Raw genomic sequence first — 21,163 nt, 5'->3', positions numbered from 1 at the left:
CTGCTCGGCATCCGCATCCAGGAGCAGCGTGTCCGATGCGGGCGCACGCTCGTCGGGGCTCGCGACCTTCGGCTTTTCGCGTCGAACGGTCATCGCCGCGCGGTCGTCCACGTGGCCGGCGAGCGCATTCAGCACCGGATGGTCGAGGTCGACGGCATCCCTCGCCATTGCGGCACCGACGTCGGCGAAGGTCGACACCACGAGTCGCGGCAGGACGGTGAACGAGTCGATCGACGCCGTCAGCGCACGCAGATGGTCGATCACGGGCTGGGGCTTGAACACGCCGTCGTCGTACGCGAGGGCCGCGAGTCCTGCGCCGTTCAGGTCGATCCCGAAGTGGGTGCGCGCGGCGCGGACGAACTCGGGGTTGACGGTGAAGGTGCCGTGCAGCTTCAGCTCGAAGTCCGAGTGATGACGACGGATGCCGAGCGGGCGCAGAAGCACCGGCGCGGTGCACGCCAGGCCGCCGATCCGCCACGAGGCCAGGCCCACAGCGAGGTTCACCGTCTCGATGCCGCGGGCGGTGCGCATCTCGACGTTCTTGGCGGTGATCCGCTCGGCGGCCAGCCGCGCGTTGCGCAGCGCGACCTCGTCGCGGAACAGGTTGGACAGGAGCGTCGAGCGCCCGGTGATGAATTGTGGAAGGCTGCCCGGGTGCGCCTGGGTGATCTCGATGCCCGCGCCGCTGGCGTCGTCGTAGTGCAGCAGGGTCGAGGAACCGCCGAGTTCAGCGGCGAGCGCTCTCAGCCGGTCTCGCTCCGGCTCGGCGACGTGCATCACGGTCACTCCCGGTTCCGACAGACCGAGATCGCCCGGGGTCACGGACGGCGCGTCTTCCTCTGCACCGATTACGGCGCTGCCTTCAGCTCGCCACACACGGCCACCCTAAGCGGCCCCGGCCGATGCCCTGGGCAGCCTTCCCGAGTTTCGCCGGATTGGACGACACGCCATCTGATCAGGACCGTTTCACGTCGGCGGGATCATCCCGCAGCGATCGAGCGAGCATTGCCCCTCCGTCGCACCCTTTCGGGGGCGTCCACGGCTCCTCCCCAGCAGACCGCGACGAGCTTTCGTCCCCAGTCCATAACCCGACGGATGCCGCGCTCGGCGTACGCGGAATGATGGGCCGCATGACCGCTCCGCTGCACGGCCGCTTCCTCCTGCACCCCTCCCCCCTCGGCGACGTGCTGATCGTCGTGACCGACGAGGGGATCGTCACACTGCACCCGCTGCGCGATCCGCTCGAGAACGAGATCGAACGGCTGTCCCGCGTGCTGCGCGGCGAGCTCGACCATGCCGACGACGATCCCGTGGCGATCGAGGCGGCGCGCCAGCTGGACGAGTACTTCGCCGGAAAGCGGCGCGAATTCGATCTCCCGCTCGACTGGCGCCTGGTGCGCGGCTTCACCCGCACCGCACTCGAGACCATTCGCGAGATCCCGTACGGCGAAATGGCGGGGTACGGCGAAGTGGCCGCGAACGCCGGAAGCGCACGCGCGGCACGCGCGGTCGGCACCGCATGCGCCACGACCCCCTTCTCCATCGTCGTGCCGGTGCATCGCGTGGTGCGGGCGGACGGCTCGATCGGCGAATACGGCGGCCATCCCGAAGACAAGGTGTTCCTGCTCGACCTCGAGCAGGCCGCGAGCGAGTAGGCCGCTCGCGGCCGCGCGGTCCCGGGATTCCGTCGCCCCGGGGCCGCGCACTTTGTGCCGGGAGAATTCGCACGCCGAGAGCGCCCTTTCCGCGGTCGCGCGATGCACATCCGGGTGCGAATTGCCGGCATAATGTCGTCGCTCTCGTGCGGGCTGGGTAATAGTCGCCCAATAGTGCATGGCGACAATCGGGCGTATTGTGCCATCCATGGCCCGAAGAATTGTTCATCAACTCGTCGACGACCTCGACGGCACCATTCTCGATGCGGGCGCCGGAGAGACCGTTCACTTCTCCCTCGACGGCGTCGCCTACGAGATCGACCTCACCGAAGAGAACGCCACGGCGCTGCGCAACGCGATCGCGCGTTACGCTTCGGCGGCGCGTTCGATCTCCTCCTCGCGCGGAGCGTCATCCGAACCGTCGCGCAAGCGACGTCGGCCCGGACAGCAGGACTACAGTGCGGTCCGCGCCTGGGCGAAGGACAACGGCTACGAGGTCTCGGAACGCGGTCGGGTGCCGGCATCCGTCATCGAGGCGTACGAGGCATCGCACTGACCTTCGCGTCGCGTCACCTGTCACGATCGGTCGCCATTGCGTCGCACAGCGACGATTCGTGACAGCCGAATGCGTGGTCGGCTCGGCGAGCCGCCGATGCGAGGATGATCTGCATGCCTGCATTCGTCGTCGCTGAAGAGGTTGCCGCCGCCCTCGAACGCCGTGATCCCGTCGTCGCACTCGAGTCGACCATCATCTCGCACGGGCTCCCCCGCCCACGCAACCTCGAGGCGGCCCGCGAGTTCGAGGGCATCCTCCGCGAGCAGGGCGTCACGCCCGCGACCATCGCCGTGCTCGACGGGGTGCCGCGCATCGGACTCTACGACGGCGATCTGCGCCGCATCGCCGATGAGGAGCTCGCCAAGGCCAGCGTCCGTGACCTTCCGATCATCCAGGCCGCCGGATCCAGCGCCGCCACGACGGTCGCTGCGACCTCCTACCTCGCATCGCTCGCGGGCATCCGTGTGTTCGCGACCGGCGGTCTGGGCGGCGTGCACCGTGCGGCATCAGACACGTTCGACGAATCAGCCGACCTGACCACGCTCGCGACCACGCCCATCACGGTGGTGAGCGCCGGCGTGAAATCCGTGCTCGACATCGCGGCCACCCTCGAGCGCCTCGAGACGCTGAGTGTGCCCGTCGTGGGCTACCGAACGCGCGTGTTCCCGAGCTTCTGGCTGCGCGAGAGCGAATTCACGCTCGACTGGTCTGTGGATGCCGCGGCCGAGGTTGCCGCCATCATGCGCGCGCAGGACGCGCTCGGCAGCCGGCAGGGCATCGTCGTGGCCAACCCGGTGCCGGCCGATCAGGCGTGGGACGCCGAGGAGCACAATCGCGTCCTCGCGCAGGCGCTCGCCGAAGCCGACGCCGCCCGGATCACCGGCAAGGCCGTGACGCCGTTCCTCCTCCTGCGGATCGTCGAGCTGTCGGAGGGTCGCAGCCTCGAGGTCAACCTCGATCTGGCGCGCAACAACGTCCGCGTCGCCGGCGAGATCGCCACCGCCTGGGCGGCGCTGCGATGAGCTCCGTCGCATGAGCCTGCGCCTCCGACCCGGCAGCATCCTGGTGGTCGGCGACGTGATCGACGACACCGTTGTGATCCCGTCCGGGCCCATCCAGCCCGACACCGACACCGTCAGCGTGATCCGTCGCGTGCCCGGCGGCTCCGCGGCCAACACGGCGGCGTGGCTCGCGGCACTCGGAGCGGACGTGACCTTCGTCGGCGCGGTGAACGTCGCCGACGTCGATCGACACGTGGCTCTGCTCCCCGGCGTCGATGCGCGGCTGCAGCCCGTCGACACCCCCACGGGCGCGATCATCGTGCTCGTGCAGGGAGCGGACCGGTCGATGCTCACCGACCGCGGGGCGAACGCCGACCTGGACTTCGCGGCGATCCCCGACGAGCTGCTGCGCGCGCACGTGCATCTCACAGGGCATTCGATGGCGGCATCCGACGGCGCCGCGTTCGCCGACTTCCTCCGGCGCGCCAAGAGCGCGGGCGCGACCGTGTCGGTCAGCCCCGGTTCGGTCGCCTACATCGACGCCCTGGGCACCGCGAGGTTCGGCGAGGTCATCGCGGGCGCCGACGTGCTGTTCGCGAGCCTCGCCGAGGGTGCCGCGCTGACCGGCACTCCCGATCCGGCCGAGATGGCTGCGCGCGTCGACGCCGGAACGCTCGTACTGACGCTCGGCGCCGACGGAGTGCTCGTCGACGGCGAGCACGTGCCGGCGGTGAGCGCTCCGGTCGTCCTCGACCCGACGGGCGCGGGCGACGCGTTCTGCGCGGGATTCCTCGCCCGCTGGCTGCGCGACCGGAATTCCGTCGCCGCGGCGCGGAACGGCGCCGAGGTCGCGGCGCGCGCGGTCGGGCTCGTGGGCGGGCGACCCGCCTAACGGCGATGCCCTGCCGTCCACGACCGAACCGCCGGCGTCATGCGGTCGATTTCACCGACGACAGCACCTTCGTCAGTGTCTGCTTCGCGTCGCCCAGGACGATCGATACCTTCGGGTCGTAGAACAGCTCGTTCTCGATGCCCGCGAATCCCGGGTTGAGGGAGCGCTTGAGGAAGACCACCTGCTGCGCGTCGGCGACGGTGAGGATCGGCATCCCGTAGATGGGTGAGCCGGGAGAGGTCTTCGCCGCCGGGTTGACGACGTCGTTGGCTCCGATCACCAGTACGAGGTCGGTCGTCTTGAAGCGCGGGTTGACCTCGTCCATCTCGATCAGCGCGTCGTACGGGACGTTGGCCTCGGCGAGGAGCACGTTCATGTGTCCCGGCATGCGGCCGGCGACCGGATGGATGCCGAAGACCACGTCGACGCCGCCGTCGCGCAGGATCTCGGCCAGCTCCGCCGCAGCGTGATGCGCGCCGGCGACGGCGAGCCCGTATCCGGGCACGATGACGACCCGCTGCGCATAGTCGAGGAGGATCGCGACGTCGTCGGCCTCCATCGTGCGGACCGGCCGATCGCTGGCGGCCGCCGCGGAGCTGCCGGCGACGTGCGCGCGGAATGCGCCGAACACGATGCCCGCGACGGTGCGACCCATCGCCTTCGCCATGGCCATCGTGAGGATCGTGCCGCTCGCGCCGACCAGAGTGCCGGCGATCAGCAGCAGGACGTTCGACAGGACCAGACCGGATGCGGCGACCGCGAGCCCGGTGAACGCGTTGAGCAGTGAGATCACGATCGGCACGTCGGCGCCCCCGATCGGCAGGACGAGCAGCACGCCCAGAAGCAGCCCGGCCGCCAGGAGCAGGTACGCGTACAGTGCGTCGCCCGTCACGACCAGCGCCGCGCCGGCGGCGATCGCCGCGAGTACCAGTGCCACCATGAGCACCCGCAGGCCCGGGAAGGTGACGGCCCGGGTGGTGATGATGCCCTGCAGCTTTCCGAAGGTGACGAACGAGCCGGTGAGCGAGACGCCGCCGATGAGTACCGTGAACGCCACGACGCCGAGGGTCCAGGGGTTCTCGGCGTGCGCGATCTCGACGAGCGCGACGAGGGCCGCAGCTCCGCCGCCGACGCCGTTGAACACGGCGACGAGCTGGGGCATCTGCGTCATCTGCACGCGCCTCGCGGCGATCACAGCGATCACCGAGCCCACGGCGATCGCGGCGAGGATCCACCCGAGGTTGCGCAGCTCGGTGCCGAGTCCGAAGGCGAGGATCGCCAGCGCGGCCCCGGCAGCCCCGAGCAGGTTCGCCCGCCGCGCGATCCGCGGATTGCTCAGACCCTTCAGAGCGAGGATGAACATGACCGCGGCCAGGATGTAGCAGACGGTTACGACCTCGGGAGGCAGGAGCTTCATGCGCCGACCTCCGTCTCGGCGTCGGCCTTCCGGGCCGCGGCCGCGCGCGGTTTCGCCCGGAACATCAGCAGCATCCGGTCGGTGACGACGAACCCGCCGACGACGTTGATGGTCGCGAGCAGCACGGCGAGGATCGACAGTGCCAGCGCGATCGGGTCTTCGGCCTGCCCCGCGACGAGGATCGCGCCGAGCAGGATGATGCCGTGGATGGCGTTCGCCTCCGACATCAAGGGCGTGTGGAGGGTGCTCGACACCTTCGAGACGACCTCGAAGCCGAGGAACACGGCGAGGATCGTGATGGTGATCAGGGCGAAGCCGTCCATCAGGCAGGCTCTTTCTGGGGCTCCGCCCCGGACCCCCGGCTCGCCGACGCAGGCTCTTTCTGGGGCTCCGCCCCAGACCCCCGGCCGGCTGACGCAGGCTCTTTCTGGGGCTCCGCCCCGGACCCTCGGCTCGCTGACGCGAGCCCAACCTCGACCGTGGCCGCGACCCGTTCGGTCACGATGGCGCCGTCGCGTGCCACGACGCTGCCCGAGAGGAGTTCGTCGTCGAAATCGAGCACGAGTTCTCCGCCTTTCACGATCAGTGCGGCGAAGTTCGCGCAGTTCATGGCGTACAGCTTGGAGGCATCCGGTGCGAGGTCGGACTGGATGTCGCGCGCACCGATGAGGGTCACCGCTCCGCCCGCCACCGGAAGTGAGCGACGCTCACCCGGAACCGACCCCTCGATGTTGCCGCCCGACTCGGCGGCGAGGTCGACGAGGACCGACCCCGGTTTCATCGCCGCGACCATGTCCGCCGTCACGAGGCGCGGCGCGGTGCGCCCGGGCACCGCCGCTGTCGTGATCACGATGTCGGATGCCGCGATGTGCGGCGCGAGCAGCTCCTGCTGCCGGCGCGCGCGGTCCTCGGCGAGCTCTTTGGCGTACCCGCCGCCGGCCTCGGCGGTCCCGAGGTCGAGATCGATGAACGTGCCGCCGACCGAGCGGACTTCGTCGGCGGATGCCGCGCGCACGTCGTTGGCCGACACCACTCCGCCGAGCCGCTTCGCCGTCGCGATCGCCTGGAGCCCGGCCACTCCCGCGCCGAGGACGAGCACGCGGGCCGGCGCAAGCGTTCCGGCAGCCGTCATCGTCATGCCGAACATCCGCCCGAACGCGTCGGCCGCGAGCGTCACGAGGCGGTAGCCGGCCAGCAGCGCCTGCGACGACAGCACGTCCATCGACTGCGCGCGCGAGATGCGCGGGAGGAGGTCCAGGGCGAACGACGTCACGTTCGCGTCGCGGGCGGCCGCGACCGCCGCCGGATTCTGGAAGGCGTCGAGCGTGCCGATCGTCACGGTTCCGGCGGGGAGTGCGGCGATCTCACCCGGGGTCAGTGGGCGGACGTGGAACAGGATGCCGGGACTCCGGGCCTGGTCGCGATCGACGATGCGCGCTCCGGCCGCTTCGTAGGCGGCATCCGTGATGAGAGATCCGAGACCCGCGCCGGACTCGACCTCGACGGTCGCTCCTGCCGCCAGCAGCTTCTTCACGCTGTCCGGCGTCGCCGCGACGCGCTTCTCGCCGGGCGAGCTCTCGGCGCGGACGCGCACATGGATCGTCACTGCATCCTCACTCCCGCCGCGACAGCCCTGTCACGGTCCTTCCGGAATCGTATCCGTGCAGCCGAACGCCCGCAGGTCGGCATGCGGCCCGGGCGTAGGCTTCGCGCATGGACAGGGACCGTCCGGACGACATCGCCATCGACCAGGCCGCTCTGGATGCCGCTGCCGAGAAGAAGACGTTCACCGGGGTCGTCACCGTCGACGTCGGCGATGAGCGCCGGTACGAGCGCTGCGACGGCTACGCGCACCGGGCACTGAGAGTGCCCAACACCGTGCGGACCAGGTTCGCGATCGCCAGCGGAAGCAAGACGTTCACCGCGCTCGCGGTGCTCAGGCTGGTCGAGGAGGGTGTGCTGGCCCTCGACACCCCGGCGCGTAGCATCCTCGGGACCGACCTGCCGCTGATCGACGACCAGGTGACGGTCGAGCAGCTGCTGACGCACACGTCCGGGATCGGCGACTACCTCGACGAGGAGGCGGATTGGGATGCGGCGGACTACGTGCTTCCCGTCCCGGTGCACCTGCTCGCCGAGACCGAGGCGTTCGTGCCGGTCGTCGACGGGTACCCGCAGGCGTTCGCGCCGGGCGCCCGTTTCGCGTACTGCAACGGCGGCTACATCGTGCTCGCCCTGATCGCCGAGCGCGTCAGCGGCCGCGAATTCCACGATCTGGTCGAGGAAGAGGTGTGCGGGCGGGCGGGGCTGCAGCAGACTTCGTTCCTGCGCTTGGATGAACTGCCCGGCGACGCCGCGCTCGGCTACCTGTTCGGCGAGGGCGACCGGACGAACGTGCTCCACCTGCCCGTGCGCGGCAATGGCGACGGCGGCATCTACTCCTCGGCAGACGATCTGCACCTGTTCTGGCGCGCCCTGCTCGCCGGCCGGATCGTGAGGGAGGACACCGTGGACATGATGACGCGTCCGCGGTTCGACGTGCCCGACGAGGGCCTGCGATACGGCCTGGGGCTGTGGCTGGATGCGACCGGTCCGCAGCTGATCATGGAGGGCTATGACGCGGGCGTCTCGTTCCGCTCGACGCACGACCCGCGGACGGCGACCACGGTGAGCATCCTCGGCAACAGCTCCGAAGGCGCGTGGCCGCTCGTGTACGCCCTGGCGGGCGTCGCGTAGACCGCGTCAGCGGGTGCCTTTCGCCGCCCACGCCGTCGCCGCGGTGCGGATCGGACCGTCCCCGAGCAGTTCGCGGCAGCGCGCCCTCACGTCGGCGCGGGCGTCTTCGCCGAGTTTCGCGAGCTGTGCCCCCGCCGGGCCGACCCCGAGCGTGTAGGGCTCCCACCAGTCGTCGAACGACGGCGAGGTCACCGTCACGGCCAGCTCCGCCTCCTCGACGTCCCGGCATCCGGCGTCCTGCAGCAGCGTCACAAGCTCGCCCTTTCGCGCACCCGTGCGGCCCACCTCGTCGTCGGCATCCGGAACGACGGAGAGCAGCGCGGCGAAGAACATCGACTGCGGGGCCCGGCCGCCCGCGAAGTCCCACACGTTCACCGCGATCACGCCCCGCTCGCGGGTGACGCGATGCATCTCGCGCAGGGCGGCCGGCGGGTCGGCCAGAAAGTGGACGACCAGCTGAGCGACGGTGCGGTCGAAGACGCCGTCGTCGAACGGCAGCGATTCGCCCGACGCCTGAAGCACGCGCACACCGGGAAGCCGCTCGCGGGCGGCGTCGACGAACGGCGCAGAAGGATCCACTCCGGTGACGGATGCCGCCCCCAGCCGGTCGGCCAGAACCTCGGTGAGCGCGCCCGGGCCGCAGCCGACGTCGAGCGCCGCCTGCCCGTCGCGCAGATCGAGCCACCCGGCGAACTCGGTCGACAGAGGACGGGAGAACCTGCCCATGAACCGGTCGTACGCCGTCGCCGCCACAGAAAACGACATGCCCGGATTCTAGCGAGGCCGCCCGACGGGGGGCACGGGCGGCGGACCGGCGCGGCGCCCCTGGGCGCCTGCGAACGCCAGGCGGTACACTCACGGCGTGCCGGTGGAGGGGTTCGCCGGGCGCGATGGAGACGAACGAATGGACGCTGAAGCACCGGTGCCTCGCCCGCCTGCGATCCTCGTCGTGTCCGCGGACGACCGGCTGCGCGGAGTGCTCGTCCGCCCGCTGAACCGCCGATACGCGCTGGACTATCGCATCATCGACGCCGCGACCCCTGTCCGTGCCGCGGCGGCGATCGAGGAGCTGCACGCCTCGGGCGGAGACCTGGCGCTCGTGCTGTCGGACGACGCGTCCCCCGCGGAGGATCACGAGAACGTCTTCGCCGCCGCGCGCCGCAGCTTCCCCAACGTCCGACGCGGCCTCGTGATCGAGTGGGGGTCGTGGGCGAATCGAGACACCCGCAACGCGGTGCTCGAACTGATGTCGCGCGTGCAGATCGACTATTACGTGGTGCGGCCGGTGGACAAGGCCGACGAGTCGTTCCACCGGGCCATCACCGACTTCCTCCACGAGTGGGAGTTCTCCAGCGGCAAGCGGCTGCGAGGCTTCACCGTGATCGGCGACTTCGCCCAGCCCCGCACGCACGAAGTCCACACGCTCATGGAGCGCGGCGGAATCCACGCGGAGCACCTCGATCCCGAATCCCCCGAGGCGCTGGCGCTGATGGCGGACGCGAACGTCGACTACGAGGGCGCCCCGCTGGTGCGCACGACCGACGGGCAGCTGCTGGTGGATCCCGACGATGCGCAGCTCGCCCGAGCGTACGGCCTGGACACGTCGCTGCCCGAGGGCGTCTGCGACGTCGCGATCGTGGGAGCCGGACCGGGAGGTCTCGCCGCGGCGGTGTACGCGGCATCCGAGGGTCTTGACACCGTGGTGCTCGAAGCCGCGTCGATCGGCGGGCAGGCCGGATCGAGCTCGCTGATCCGCAACTACCTCGGATTCTCGCGGGGCGTTTCAGGCGCGGAACTCGCGCAGCGGGCGTATCAGCAGGCCTGGACCTTCGGTGCGCGGTTCGCGCACACGCGCCGTGTAGTCGGCATGGATGTCTCGGATGGAGGCTTCGAACTTCACGTCGACGGTGGCGAGGTCGTCCGCGCGCGGTCGGTCGTCCTCGCGAGCGGTGTGAGCTACCGCCGGCTGGCCGCGCCGGGCCTGCGACCGTTCGTGGGGGCATCCGTGTTCTACGGCGCCTCGTCGGTGGAGGCTCGCGCGCAGACCGGACGGGACGTGCTCGTGGTCGGCGGCGGCAACTCCGCGGGGCAGGCGGCGCTGCATCTCGCTCGCTACGCGCGGTCGGTCTCGCTGGTCGTCCGAGGGCCGTCGCTCGCCGACAGCATGTCGCAGTACCTGATCGACCAGCTGGATGCCGCCGGTGTGGGCCTCATCACCCAGACGCGCGTGGTGGACGCGGGCGCCCACGAGTCGGACCGGCTCGACCACGTCGTGCTCGAGCGCACCGACTCGGGCGAACGGCTCGAAGTGCCGGCGGATGCCGTCTTCATCACGATCGGTGCGCGCCCGCACACCGAGTGGCTGGCCCCCGAGGTCCTGCGGGATCGCTGGGGGTCGGTGATGACGGGGGCGGACGTCCTCTCGGAGGGAGGCCGGCGGGCGTGGCGGGGGGCGGAGGATGCCGGCCCGACGCAGTTCGAGTCGTCCGTCCCGGGGTTCTTCGCGGTCGGCGATGTGCGGCGCGGCTCGGTGAAACGGGTCGCCTCGGCCGTGGGCGAGGGGTCCGTCGCGATCTCGGCGGTCCACGCGCACCTCGGGCGGTACGCCGGCGGCTGACGGATCCGCCGTTGGAGCGGCACTGACCCCGCGGGCTGGCGAGAAGCCGACCGATAGCCTCGGTGCATGGAGGACTGGGAAGAGGATGCCGCGGAGGCACTCGAGCGACTCACCCACTCACCGATGGCCGACGCGATCCGCGGCACCATCCGGATCGTCTCGCTGTCGGAACCGCGAGGGCGATCCCGCTACCAGGCGTGCCGGATGGAGCTGATGCTCGAGGCGCCGGACTTGGATCCCGAACCGCTGTCGACCGAAGTCGTTCTGGACCGCCGCTACTGGCCCGAGGCCGGCATGGTGCTGCGCGCACGCATCTCGCGCAAGCGGCCGCGGATGATCGACGTGAACTGGGACGCACTGGCCCGCTGAGCGGGTGCGTCGCGCGCGATGACGATCAGTCGGCTCGCCCCACCTGGCTGTAGTGGCGAACGGTCACGTCGCGCTCGACGAGGTATCGATCGTCCTCGGGGTAGAACACCGCCCGCTCGACGTCCTCGCCGGCGAAGCCCTTGATCGCGTTCATCGTCTCCCACCGCGACACGGTGAGGATCTCGGTGAGCCCGTTCCCGATGTCACGCGCGAGCATCCACGCATTGAGATTTCCGGGTGTGGATCGGTACGCGCGCATGCCGGTGCGCTCGATGTAATCCACGTAATCGTCTTGGTCTTCGGTGCGGACCACCCCGCGCCACATGCGCACGACGATCTCGTCACCGCCCTCACGGGTCGCGTCGTCGATGGGCATGTCTATTTCCCTCCGTCTGGCCCAGCTCCAGAAAAAGGTTCGTCGGCGAGCCAGGTCGGAGAGCACCACCAAGTCGAGTCGCCCCCAGCGCGACGCGTCAACGTTCCACTCGTATTGTGGCGCTCCGCGGCTGCCGCTGCCAGGTGGTCGCCGGCGCCGCGGCAATTTACGCCGCCCCGCCGGGCGGGTCAATCCCTCCGCCGGCGCAGCTCAGCGTGCTTACGGTGGATATCCCGAGCGGAAGGAAAGCCGATGTCGGATACCAGAGATCCTGATCGCGATCAGACCGAGGACGCCACCGCGGAGGTTCCGAAGGTGTACGAGATGGCGGAGCAGACCGATGACGTCGGTCTCCCCGACCACGACTTCCTCGGTCTGGATCCGGGCGACGCCAACAAGGAGACCGCGCCCGGCGACCCGCCCGTACCCGATGGTGGGTGACGCCTGACCTCAGGGGCCTCCCCGCCAGTGGTCGATCCGATGGGTGTCGGGCTCGAATCCGTTGCGGATGCCGTATAGAACCGCCTGCGTACGACTGGTCGCACCGATCTTCCGGTAGACGGAGCGGATGTAGGACTTCACTGTGTTGGGGCTGAGATAGGTGAGGCGTGCCACGTCCGCATTGCTCATTCCCTGAGTGATCAGCGCGAGGATCTCCGATTCACGATCGGTGATGCCCTGCAGCCTGCCCGGCCAGTCCAGCCCGGGCGCGCTCGGTGCTCGCAAGCGCGAGTCGCTGATCACGATCTCGCCCGCGTGAACGGCTTCGATCGCTGCAACGAGTTCGGGAGCGGTGAGCGTCTTGGACAGGTAGCCGTGCACACCCTGGCGGCGCGCCGCCTCGATGAGTTCGGACTGCAGATTCCAGGTGTAGACGACGACGTGCCGCGCGCGCGGGTTGCTGATCAGCTCGGCGATCTGGTCGTGATCTGATTCGGGTTGCGCGAAGGAGTCGTAGAGGACGACGTCCACCGCGTCGTCCACCGGCGCGTTCGCGTCGATCTCGGCCACGACGACCCGATCGGGATAGTCGTCGAGCAGGCGGGCCAACCCCTTCAGGACGACGTCGTAGTCGTCGACGAGGGCGACGGTGACAGGTCGGTGCGAGGGGGGCGGAGCCATGCTCCACCTTTTCACCCCCAGGGGTGTGCCGGTACACCCGGAGGGGTGGTTCAGTCGGACTGTCGCCTCGCTCGTCGCGGCGACCGCCGCGCCACCTGGCGCGTCGAAGGTCACCGCCGTCAGGCGGACCGAACAGAGGAACCACAATGCTCGGCCTCATCATCAGCATCATTCTCATCGGCCTCATCGCCGGATTCATCGCCCGTGCCGTGATCCCCGGCAAGCAGAGCATGAGCATCCTCATGACGATCCTGCTCGGTATCGTCGGCTCGTTCGTCGGAGGCTTCCTCGGCTACCTGCTCTTCCAGAAGGACGCGACCGACGGATTCTTCCAGCCGGCCGGCATCATCGGCTCAATCATCGGGGCGATCATCGTCCTGCTGATCTACGTCCTCGTCACCCGCCGCAGCACCACGCGCCGTCGTTCCTGAGTCGGGAATCGGCCATGGGCACGCTGAGCTATGGCTACCCGGAGCACGTCTGCGAGATAGACGACCGCACGCTCGCCCACCTGCAGATCGTCATCATCGACAAGCTCCGTCGTGGCGAGACGTTCTGCTTCACGTGCCTGGACGGGTGTGCGCGCACCACGTACTGGTTCTCGCCCGGCATCCCGCTGCGGTTCGGCTTCACGGAGCCGTGCCGCATCGGGATCAACCGGGCGTGGGTGGCCGCGCTGGAACTGAGCGCCCAAACCGTCCAGGGACTCCGAGTCGTGGAGGAGCCGCTCGATTCCTCACCCCGACCTGTGGCGCGTCCACTACGCGAGCGTTCCGACGCCGTGAACGCATGAGCGCCGTCTGCGACTACCAGGCGTATGCCTCTGGCGCCTGACCGCCCGGTCCCGGAAAGAGCTCGTCGAGCGCGCGCAGGTCGTCGTCGTTGAGGACGATGTCCAGCGCAGTGACCGCCGATTCGAGCTGTTCGACCGTGCGTGGTCCGACGATCGGACCGGTCACGCCGGGCTGATGCAGAAGCCACGCGAGCCCGAGGGCCGACGGTGTCCAGCCGCGCTCCTGCGCGAACCGCTCGTACGACTGAAGCTGCTCCTCCCTGTCCGCGCGGGCGGAGGTCAGCTCGGCCGAGCGCGAGTTCGCCGGCGCGGATCCTCCGCTGAGCAGGCCGCCCGCCAGCGGAGACCAGGGCAGGATGCCGAGACCGTAGTTGCGGGCGGCCGGGATCACCTCGAGCTCGATCGAGCGGCGGATCAGGCTGTACACCGACTGCTCGCTGACCAGCCCGAGGAAGTTCCGTTGCTGCGCGATCTCGTTCGCCTGCGCGATGTTCCACGCCGCGAAGTTCGAGCTGCCGGTGTAGACGACCGTGCCCTGCGCGACCAGCACCTCCATCGCCTGCCACAGCTCGGGCCAGGAGATGTGGCGGTCGATGTGGTGGAACTGGTACAGGTCGATCCGGTCGGTCTGCAGTCGCTGTAGCGACCCGATCGCCTCGCGGCGGACCTGCCATGCGGATGCCCCGCGTGCGTTCACCACATCGCCGTCGGATGTCGGATCGACCATCGGCGAATGGACCTTGGTGGCCAGCACGATGTCGTCGCGCACACCCGGACGCGCCGCGAACCAGCGCCCGATGATCCGCTCGGTCTCGCCGCGACCACCCGAGCCTCCGTACCCGTTGGCCGTGTCGAAGAAGTTCACGCCGAGCTCGAGGGCCCGGTCCATGATCGCGAACGCCTCCTCCTCGGGGGTGCGGTCGCCGAAGTTCATCGTGCCCAGCACGATCCGTGAAACCGACGTGCCGGTACGGCCGAGGTGTGTGTATTCCATGGTGTCCATGCTCACACGACGGGAGAGCCCCATCCTCCAATCTGGGGTCAGCCGCGGAGCCAGGATGCCGCGATCATCCCACTACGCGATGGTCCCGCAGGCTGCTGGACTATTGCCAACCCCATTCGTGGAGGATGCTGAGGATGTGACCGAAGTGGAACCGACGGACTACACAGAGACGCTCGACGCCCTCGAACGCCGGGTGCATGAAGCACGGTTCACGCTGCAGCGCCGTGCGAACGCGGAACTCATCGCGCTGTACTGGCATATCGGACGCACCATCCTCGAGAAGGAGAGGACGAGCGCGTGGGGCGCCGGCGTGGTGACGAACCTGGCGAGTGAGCTTCAGACGGACTTCCCGACGATGCGCGGTCTCTCACGGTCGAATGTGCTCTCGATGCGGGCGTTCGCCGCCGCGTGGCCGGAGCGCAACGGAATCGTCCGGCAGCCGGTCGGACAGTTGCCCTGGACGCATATCGTCCAGCTTCTCGAGAAGCTGAACGAACAGGCGCTGCGCGAGTGGTACGCCGGCAAGGACGTGCAGCACTCCTGGAGCCGGGCTGAGCTGATTCATCAGATCGACACGAGGCTGCATGAACGCGACGACGCGGCGCCCAGCCACTTCGCTGCCGCGCTGGAGCGGTCCGACTCCGACCTCGCGCAAGAACTGATGAGAGACCCTGACACCGTGGGGTTTCTCGGCGTCGGTGCCGAGCTCACACCTGACTGACACATCGGTCGGCGATGTCGGCGACACGTTATGGAGCCCCGCTCAGGAGCATTGATGGCTATCGGCGGGGCCGCGGCTAAGCGGTGCGGAAGAAGTCGCGCAGGGTCGCGAGCTGCGCGAGTGCCATCACGAGTGCCGTCGCCCCGTACCACCAGCCGATCGGGCTGAGGCCGCCGATGAAGAACACGGCCCCGATGGCGAGCACCGGGATCCAGCTCGCCCACCACGCCCATCTGCGTCGATCTCGATATGCGAAGACGAGCACCAGCACGGCGAACGCACTCATCGCCGCGTAGCCGACGAACATCTGCCGCTCGTCGGGCGACGCCGCGATGACGACGATGCCGATCAGGTGGTTGAGGAGCATCATCGCGTTCAGGACCAGCAGCGCGACCCACCCGATCTTGCCCCACATGGTCCTCATGCCGCGTCAGTGTAGAACCGGCCCGCCATCGGCGGAAGGGCCGGAGGTGTCGGCGACGGCGTCAGTCGGTGGGCGGTCGCCGGAGCCGCTTGACGTCGGTGCGCCGCTGCTTCGCTTTCAGGCGCCGCTCCTTCGCACCCCGACTCGGAGTCGTGGGTCTGCGCGCCGGCGAGGGCGGCCGCAGCGCGTCGGCCACCACTGCGGCCAGGCGGGCGCGCGCCGCATTCCGGTTGCGCAGCTGCGCGCGATGCTCGGATGCCGCGATCGTCAGCACTCCCCCGACAAGGCGTCCGCTGAGCCGATCCAAGAGTCGCTCACGCTGGAGCGGCGATAGAGCGGTCGAGCCGGCGGCATCCCAGGACAACTCCACGCGGGAGTCGGCGGTGTTCACACCCTGCCCGCCGGGGCCGGATGACCGCGAGAACCGCCACGACAGCTCGGACTCGGGGATCGTGATTCCCGCCGTGACCCGCAGACCGGGACGGTGAGCAGTGGCCATGAAGCCATCATCCTCTTGCCGCCTCGGTCGCAGACCGTGCGCCTACGCCGACACCATCACCGCGCAGCCGCGTGACTGGCGAGGAACGCCAGGAGGTAAGCCCTCGAGTTCGCATCGTCGATCGGGGTAGACGGATCCGCCGTCACCTGCGTGTACGCATCCGCCGCGGCCTCGGGGCCTCGCAGCGCCGCGTACATGAGCAGGTAGTCGCCGAACTGCACGCCGTATCCGCCGGCCGTGGCTTCGGCGAGGTTCTCGGTGATCCGCTCAGCATCGCCGGCGAGATAACTGTTCGCGGGCGCCATGGGAAGCAGCTGGATGCCGAGCTTCGCGTTCGGCTCGGCGCTGAACCACGTCGAGTAGTCCCGCTTGCTGCCCCAGTTGAGCGCGACGATCGAGTGCGCATAGCCGTCGTACACGGGCTCGGACCGGTCGAAGCCGATCCAGTACGCCTGCGCGGTCGCGGCTTCGTTGGCGAGCATCCAGCGCGCGCCGTCGGCGAGCGCCGCATGCTCGGTGACGTCGGCCCACAGCGCGAGGCCGTTCCATGCGGCGACCGCCTCGGAGCTGGACTCCTGGTTGTTGCCGTCGCGGAAGGGCACGTAGCCCGATGCCCACGAGTGCCCGGCGTACGCGTCGAAGACGCGGTGGCTCGGGAAGAACGAGCTGTCCGAGTCAGTGCCGAGCTCTGCGGCGACGAGGTCCATCACCGGGCGCAGCTGATCCATGAGGGCGGGGTCGTCGGCGACGGCGATGCTCGCCGCGTACAGGAAGTAGCCGTAGTGGAAGTGGTGGTCGTTGAACTCGGCCGCTCCGAACGAGGCGTCCTTGCCGACGAGCCCCTTCGCGATCGGGTCGTAGACGAAGCACTTCGTCGACTGGGTGTCGCACCGCGTGGGGTCGGTCCAGTCGGTGAGCTCCTCGACCAGGCGCGCGCGGACGATGTCCGCGGACGCGGTGTCATCCAGCTGAACGGCGAGCTGAAGCAGGTTCGCGAGGCGATAGAGCGCCTTGCCGCCGAAATACGTGTCCGCGGGCAGCTCGACCGGCAGCTGCACGTCGATCGCGAGCTGGGTGCGGAGGGCGGCCTTGGTGGCGTCGTCCAGGCCGTCGATCGGCAGCGCGTCGGACGGCTGCATCGTGGGGGCGGTCCAGCTCAGCTCGCGTCCGGAGCAGAGCTGCATCGTGCCATAGACCGTCTCGTACGTGCCGAGATCGCATGCGTCGGGCGCCGTGAGCGACGCGACCTGGTGCGGGAGAGCCGCGATGAGGGTGTCTTGGTCATCCGCGGTCGCATATGCGAGCGAGGTCGTCGCATCCTGGTCGGTGACGGAGAAGGAGGCGGTGACCCCGGTGACCCCGTTCGCCGAGGACGCGAGCGCTTGGGCATCGGCGCCTTCCGGCACCGCGAACCACGTGACGGTGTCACCCTTCTGCAGGGCGACGTCGCTTCCGGTCACCGTGCCGTCGCTGATCATGCCGTACTGCTGGCCGGCGACCTCGGTGGTGAACACATCGCCGCCGTTCGCCGGCGCCGGTGGCGTGGCCATGCTGATCGTGGTCGACGCCTCCGCGGTGAACGCCACGATCGGTGATCCCTCGGCGACCGTCACCGTGCCGAGAGCCGTGTCATCGGCATCCCGCAGTTCGATCGTGACCGACGCGTCGTCGTACGCGACCACGGTGGAGTCGACGGACGCCGGGAACGCCGCCGACACGTCGGAGCTCGGGCCGGTGATGATCGTGTCGGCACCGGTCTGCACCACGGGAACCCCGAAGGCGAATCCGGTGTCGGTCAGGCTGAACGTCAGCGGCAGGGGGAACACCGGCTCGGGAGCCTCCCCGAACACCAGGCCCGAGAACCAGCGGTTGGTCGGCGGGATGAGTCCCTCGGCGAGCCGGTTGGCGGGCATCGGAGCGACCGACTCCTGAGGGAGTTGCGCGACGGTGTCGGCCACGGCCTCGTCGGGGAAGACGGCGTCGCCGCCGGTCGAGCCGGCGGGGCTCACGCCGGACGTGCACGCGCAGAGGGTCAGAAGCAGAGCAGTGGACAGGGAGGCGACGACGAGCGGGCGACGGATCATCAGACTCCGATCTGCTGCAGGAAGTCCAGCCAGGCGCTCTTCACGCCGGCGAGCGGGCCTTCGTCCTTCAGGTGGAGGATCGCGGTGACCGGCGTGCCCGAGGCGATCAGACCGCCTGCGCCGCCCATGACCAGACCGTCGCTGGCGATCGTGACGTCGGCGTCAGCCTGGCCATCCACCGTGGTGACGCGGATGTCGGTGACCTGCCCGTCGATGCGGGAATGGTCGGGCAGCACGATCTCGACGCGCGCACCCTCTTCGAGGCGGGCGAAGTTGTAGGGCTCGAGACGGAATTCCGCGTTGACGAACATGCCTTCGCCGCGGTCGATGGTCGCAAGAGCCTGTCCGACGCCGACGAAGCCGCCGACGCTTGCGTCGATCTGCGAGATCACGCCGTTCTCGGTCGCCAGCAGCGACAGCATCCCTTCGTCGGTGACGGTGTAGGCGGTGCTGGTGGGCACCGTGATCGTGGTGCTGCTGAGGGCCTGCGTCAGGTTGGGGCTCTGGATCGTCATGAGCGGCTGCCCTTGAACGACCTCGTCGCCCTGGGCGACGCTCTGCTCCACCACGATGCCCGGATAGTCCGACCCGATCGAGTACGACAGGGACTGGATGGACGCGGATGCCGAGGCCACTTGGCTCTCGCGCTGATTGAGGATGATCGTCGCCGCGGCGACGATCACGATGACGACCAGGAGGCCGGTGATCAGTCTCAGTCGGTTGATCCAAGTCATGAGGTGTGCCGATCGTGTGAGGGGACGAGTTGGGAGATGCGGGCGGGTCGATCGCCGGCGGGATGCAGGCCGGCGGCCCGGCGCGCTCGCCTCGTCGCCGGCGTTGAAACGGCGGGCATCGAGGTTGCCGGCGAAGAGGTGGCCGGCCTCGGGGTGGGAGGCGCGGACGTGGGCGACGTAAGCGTGGCCGGCCTCGAGGGGATCTCGAACGAGTCGGACGACATCGGCGCGGCGACGAACGCGTGCCGCTCAGACACCTTCGCTCGATGCGATTCGCGGAATGCCGCGGCGATGAACACCGCGATGAGGACCGTGTTGGTCACGTTCCAGGCCGTGGCCAGGGTGAGATTCTGATGCTCGATGTCTTTGCTGATCGCGACGAGTGACGTCAGGAACAGGAAGGCGAAGATCATCACCTGGGGAATCATGAAGTTGAACGGCGATGACCGCTTGCCGCGACTGCCGGTCACATGCCACTTCTGCTCCTTGCCGGAGAAGACGTTCACGAGCGCGGCGATGTAGATGGGGAACGAGACGGTCGCCAAGACCAGTGTTTCGATGCGGAACGAGCCCATCGTGTGGAACGCCAGCAGCATCTGCAGTCCGTAGAACCCGGCGTAGAACAGGAACCACGTGAGCGGGGTCACCGCCAGGTCGACCGGTCGCAGGTCGAAGAAGATCTCCAGCGGCGGAACCATGAGCAGCAGGAACGGAGTGATGCCGGCGAAGTAGTGCGTGGCCGTCACGGTGTACTGCAGGCGCTGATCCAGCGTCAGCCGGGTGCGCGGGCTCAGGGGGTTGCGCTGCATGAGGATCTCGAAGCCGCCCGAGGCCCACCGCATCTGCTGCTTGGTGTAGTCCTCGACGGTCTCGGGAGCGTCGCCGATCGCGAGGGTGACGGGAATGTAGATCGACCGCCAACCGCGTTCGTGCAGCTCGAGAGAGGTCCACATGTCCTCGGACTTCGAGTCGGTGTTCATGCCGCCGATGTCTTCGATCGCGGCGCGGCGGAAGACCACATTGGTGCCGACGCAGAACGCGGCGTTGAAACGGTTCCGACCGGGCTGGATGAACCGGTAGAAGACGGACTGCATGAAGCCGGCGCCGCGCGAGACGAGGTTGTGCATGTTGCCGTACGCCTGCGGCGTCTGCACGAAGGCGACGTGCTCGTCGATGAAGAACGGCATCGTCTCGTAGAGGAAGTCCGGCTTCGGAACGAAGTCGGCGTCGAAGATCGCGAAGTACTGCCCCTTCGTGAGTGACAGGGCGTGATTGACGTTTCCGGCCTTGGCGCCGTTGCCCGACAGCCGTCGGATGTACTTGGCGCCCAGTTCCGCGGCGAGGTCGCGCACGGCGTCCGACCTGCCGTCATCGAGGATCCACGTCTCGTGCTCGCCGCGGATCGCCAGAGCCGCCACGGTCGTGGTGCGAACCTTCTCGATGTCTTCGCCGTACACCGTGATGAACACATCGACCGAGGCCTGCTCCTCGCCGATGAACATCGGCCACAGCTCGGGGCTGTCCGCAGTGCCCTGCCGGTCGGTCAGGTCGCCGTCGAAGAGCCGCTCCTGAGTGTGGTGGAACGTGAACTCCCGCGGGTCCTGCCCGCCGGCGAGGATCGTCCACATCGACACCAGCGCCTGCGAGACCAGCACGACCTCGGCGACGATCACGAGCGTGTACGGCAGCCAGTCGCCGCGGTTGTCGGGGTTGAACAGGAACAGTGTGTACGCCAGAACGCCGACGGTGGCGACGAGGACGAACAGGCTGAGTGTCGGCGACTGGGCGGCTTTGTTCTCCGTCGCCTGGGCGAGCGGTTCGGCGTCGGAGCGGCGGGGGCCGCGGTACAGCCGGTCTTTGAGCAGAGTCATGTAGCTCCGGATTCTGAGTGACACGACCCGGCGGGAGTCGTGAAAGGAAATGGGGACGGAGGCAGCCGGGGCGGCAGTCCGGATCAACTGGACTCGCGCTACCGCGGTGCTTCTTCGGCACTACGCGGTGGGGTCCGGATTACTCGAACGGTGGATCAGAGCGGATAGGCCGATGTGGATCGCCATGATCACACGCTCTGTTAACGAGTGTGCGCCCTCAGGGGGAGATCACGAAACCGACGGCGGGCATCCGGAAAGGCGCTACACTGTGCGCGCACGCGCGAAGGCACACC

Annotated in this window: 23 protein-coding genes and 1 pseudogene; 11 read left to right on the top strand and 13 right to left on the bottom strand. The window is 68.9% G+C overall.

Translation table 11 applies throughout. The features are described from left to right. Positions 1 to 777, bottom strand: a pseudogene (locus VFX99_RS05990) (AAA family ATPase); the annotation flags it as partial. 353 nt (positions 778 to 1,130) lie between these two features. On the opposite strand from VFX99_RS05990, the gene VFX99_RS05985 reads away from it, so the two are divergent. From VFX99_RS05985 to VFX99_RS05970, 4 genes are all read left to right on the top strand, one after another. Next, on the top strand, positions 1,131 to 1,655 hold the full coding sequence (locus tag VFX99_RS05985; protein WP_329665405.1) for a methylated-DNA--[protein]-cysteine S-methyltransferase: 525 nt from the start codon (positions 1,131 to 1,133) through the stop codon (positions 1,653 to 1,655). Between the two features lie 208 nt (positions 1,656 to 1,863). Beyond that, on the top strand, positions 1,864 to 2,211 hold the full coding sequence (locus VFX99_RS05980) for an Lsr2 family protein (RefSeq protein WP_329665404.1): 348 nt from the start codon (positions 1,864 to 1,866) through the stop codon (positions 2,209 to 2,211). 113 nt (positions 2,212 to 2,324) lie between these two features. Beyond that, entirely contained in the window at positions 2,325 to 3,233 is a 909-nt protein-coding gene (locus VFX99_RS05975) for a pseudouridine-5'-phosphate glycosidase (RefSeq protein WP_329665403.1), read from the top strand. A gap of 10 nt (positions 3,234 to 3,243) precedes the next feature. Beyond that, positions 3,244 to 4,104 (top strand): carbohydrate kinase family protein, encoded by an 861-nt coding sequence (locus tag VFX99_RS05970; protein ID WP_329665402.1) that lies wholly within the window; start codon positions 3,244 to 3,246, stop codon positions 4,102 to 4,104. Between the two features lie 37 nt (positions 4,105 to 4,141). Here the strand turns inward: VFX99_RS05970 and VFX99_RS05965 are convergent, their stop codons facing one another. From VFX99_RS05965 to VFX99_RS05955, 3 genes are read right to left on the bottom strand one after another with little or no spacing between them, the layout of a single operon-like run. Then, positions 4,142 to 5,521 (bottom strand): NAD(P)(+) transhydrogenase (Re/Si-specific) subunit beta, encoded by a 1,380-nt coding sequence (locus tag VFX99_RS05965; RefSeq protein WP_329665401.1) that lies wholly within the window; start codon positions 5,519 to 5,521, stop codon positions 4,142 to 4,144. Beyond that, positions 5,518 to 5,844 (bottom strand): NAD(P) transhydrogenase subunit alpha, encoded by a 327-nt coding sequence (locus VFX99_RS05960; RefSeq protein WP_329665400.1) that lies wholly within the window; start codon positions 5,842 to 5,844, stop codon positions 5,518 to 5,520. Before VFX99_RS05960 ends, VFX99_RS05965 begins: the two co-directional genes overlap by 4 nt. Next, on the bottom strand, positions 5,844 to 7,127 hold the full coding sequence (locus tag VFX99_RS05955; protein ID WP_329665399.1) for an NAD(P) transhydrogenase subunit alpha: 1,284 nt from the start codon (positions 7,125 to 7,127) through the stop codon (positions 5,844 to 5,846). The genes VFX99_RS05960 and VFX99_RS05955 overlap by 1 nt, the downstream gene beginning before the upstream one ends. 107 nt (positions 7,128 to 7,234) lie before the next feature. Here VFX99_RS05955 and VFX99_RS05950 point away from each other — a divergent pair, with 107 nt between their 5' ends. Beyond that, positions 7,235 to 8,257 (top strand): serine hydrolase domain-containing protein, encoded by a 1,023-nt coding sequence (locus tag VFX99_RS05950; protein ID WP_329665398.1) that lies wholly within the window; start codon positions 7,235 to 7,237, stop codon positions 8,255 to 8,257. Positions 8,258 to 8,263: 6 nt separating this feature from the next. Here the strand turns inward: VFX99_RS05950 and VFX99_RS05945 are convergent, their stop codons facing one another. Next, a complete protein-coding gene (locus VFX99_RS05945) occupies positions 8,264 to 9,022 on the bottom strand; it encodes a class I SAM-dependent methyltransferase (protein ID WP_329665397.1) in 759 nt (252 codons plus the stop codon). A 139-nt stretch (positions 9,023 to 9,161) separates the two neighbouring features. Here VFX99_RS05945 and VFX99_RS05940 point away from each other — a divergent pair, with 139 nt between their 5' ends. Both VFX99_RS05940 and VFX99_RS05935 read left to right on the top strand, forming a co-directional pair. Further along, on the top strand, positions 9,162 to 10,874 hold the full coding sequence (locus VFX99_RS05940) for an FAD-dependent oxidoreductase (RefSeq protein ID WP_329665396.1): 1,713 nt from the start codon (positions 9,162 to 9,164) through the stop codon (positions 10,872 to 10,874). Between the two features lie 66 nt (positions 10,875 to 10,940). Beyond that, complete coding sequence (locus VFX99_RS05935) at positions 10,941 to 11,243, top strand: hypothetical protein (protein WP_329665395.1); 303 nt, start codon at positions 10,941 to 10,943, stop codon at positions 11,241 to 11,243. A 25-nt stretch (positions 11,244 to 11,268) separates the two neighbouring features. Here VFX99_RS05935 and VFX99_RS05930 read toward each other — a convergent pair whose 3' ends face one another. Next, positions 11,269 to 11,619 carry a hypothetical protein gene (locus VFX99_RS05930; RefSeq protein WP_329665394.1) on the bottom strand — a complete coding sequence of 117 codons (351 nt, stop codon included), beginning with the start codon at positions 11,617 to 11,619 and terminating at the stop codon, positions 11,269 to 11,271. A 252-nt stretch (positions 11,620 to 11,871) separates the two neighbouring features. Between VFX99_RS05930 and VFX99_RS05925 the strand changes: the two genes are divergently transcribed. Continuing rightward, entirely contained in the window at positions 11,872 to 12,060 is a 189-nt protein-coding gene (locus VFX99_RS05925; protein ID WP_329665393.1) for a hypothetical protein, read from the top strand. A gap of 9 nt (positions 12,061 to 12,069) precedes the next feature. On the opposite strand, the gene VFX99_RS05920 is transcribed toward VFX99_RS05925, so the two are convergent. Continuing rightward, entirely contained in the window at positions 12,070 to 12,741 is a 672-nt protein-coding gene (locus VFX99_RS05920; RefSeq protein ID WP_329665392.1) for a response regulator transcription factor, read from the bottom strand. A gap of 146 nt (positions 12,742 to 12,887) precedes the next feature. On the opposite strand from VFX99_RS05920, the gene VFX99_RS05915 reads away from it, so the two are divergent. Beyond that, complete coding sequence (locus VFX99_RS05915; RefSeq protein WP_329665391.1) at positions 12,888 to 13,172, top strand: GlsB/YeaQ/YmgE family stress response membrane protein; 285 nt, start codon at positions 12,888 to 12,890, stop codon at positions 13,170 to 13,172. A gap of 14 nt (positions 13,173 to 13,186) precedes the next feature. Then, positions 13,187 to 13,534 (top strand): hypothetical protein, encoded by a 348-nt coding sequence (locus VFX99_RS05910; protein WP_329665390.1) that lies wholly within the window; start codon positions 13,187 to 13,189, stop codon positions 13,532 to 13,534. A 13-nt stretch (positions 13,535 to 13,547) separates the two neighbouring features. On the opposite strand, the gene VFX99_RS05905 is transcribed toward VFX99_RS05910, so the two are convergent. Beyond that, the gene (locus tag VFX99_RS05905; RefSeq protein ID WP_329665389.1) at positions 13,548 to 14,528 is read right to left on the bottom strand and encodes an aldo/keto reductase; all 981 of its coding nucleotides are present in this window, start codon (positions 14,526 to 14,528) and stop codon (positions 13,548 to 13,550) included. Positions 14,529 to 14,673: 145 nt separating this feature from the next. Between VFX99_RS05905 and VFX99_RS05900 the strand changes: the two genes are divergently transcribed. Next, positions 14,674 to 15,258 carry a DUF1016 N-terminal domain-containing protein gene (locus VFX99_RS05900; RefSeq protein WP_329665388.1) on the top strand — a complete coding sequence of 195 codons (585 nt, stop codon included), beginning with the start codon at positions 14,674 to 14,676 and terminating at the stop codon, positions 15,256 to 15,258. Positions 15,259 to 15,334: 76 nt separating this feature from the next. Here VFX99_RS05900 and VFX99_RS05895 read toward each other — a convergent pair whose 3' ends face one another. The 5 genes from VFX99_RS05895 to VFX99_RS05875 form a co-directional block, all read right to left on the bottom strand. Then, positions 15,335 to 15,682, bottom strand: coding sequence for a hypothetical protein (locus VFX99_RS05895; protein ID WP_329665387.1), 348 nt, complete (start codon positions 15,680 to 15,682; stop codon positions 15,335 to 15,337). A 61-nt stretch (positions 15,683 to 15,743) separates the two neighbouring features. Beyond that, positions 15,744 to 16,181, bottom strand: coding sequence for an alternative ribosome rescue aminoacyl-tRNA hydrolase ArfB (arfB, locus tag VFX99_RS05890; RefSeq protein WP_329665386.1), 438 nt, complete (start codon positions 16,179 to 16,181; stop codon positions 15,744 to 15,746). Positions 16,182 to 16,237: 56 nt separating this feature from the next. Continuing rightward, positions 16,238 to 18,265 carry a glycosyl hydrolase gene (locus VFX99_RS05885; protein WP_329665385.1) on the bottom strand — a complete coding sequence of 676 codons (2,028 nt, stop codon included), beginning with the start codon at positions 18,263 to 18,265 and terminating at the stop codon, positions 16,238 to 16,240. After that, positions 18,265 to 18,999 (bottom strand): HlyD family efflux transporter periplasmic adaptor subunit, encoded by a 735-nt coding sequence (locus VFX99_RS05880; RefSeq protein WP_329665384.1) that lies wholly within the window; start codon positions 18,997 to 18,999, stop codon positions 18,265 to 18,267. The genes VFX99_RS05885 and VFX99_RS05880 overlap by 1 nt, the downstream gene beginning before the upstream one ends. Next, on the bottom strand, positions 18,996 to 20,870 hold the full coding sequence (locus VFX99_RS05875; RefSeq protein ID WP_329665383.1) for a glycosyltransferase family 2 protein: 1,875 nt from the start codon (positions 20,868 to 20,870) through the stop codon (positions 18,996 to 18,998). Before VFX99_RS05875 ends, VFX99_RS05880 begins: the two co-directional genes overlap by 4 nt. Positions 20,871 to 21,163: the final 293 nt, after the last annotated feature.

Source organism: Microbacterium sp. (assembly GCF_036277215.1).
Lineage (GTDB): Bacteria > Actinomycetota > Actinomycetes > Actinomycetales > Microbacteriaceae > Microbacterium.
Note: the sequence above shows the minus strand (reverse complement) of the source record. Positions and strands in the feature narration are given on the sequence as shown.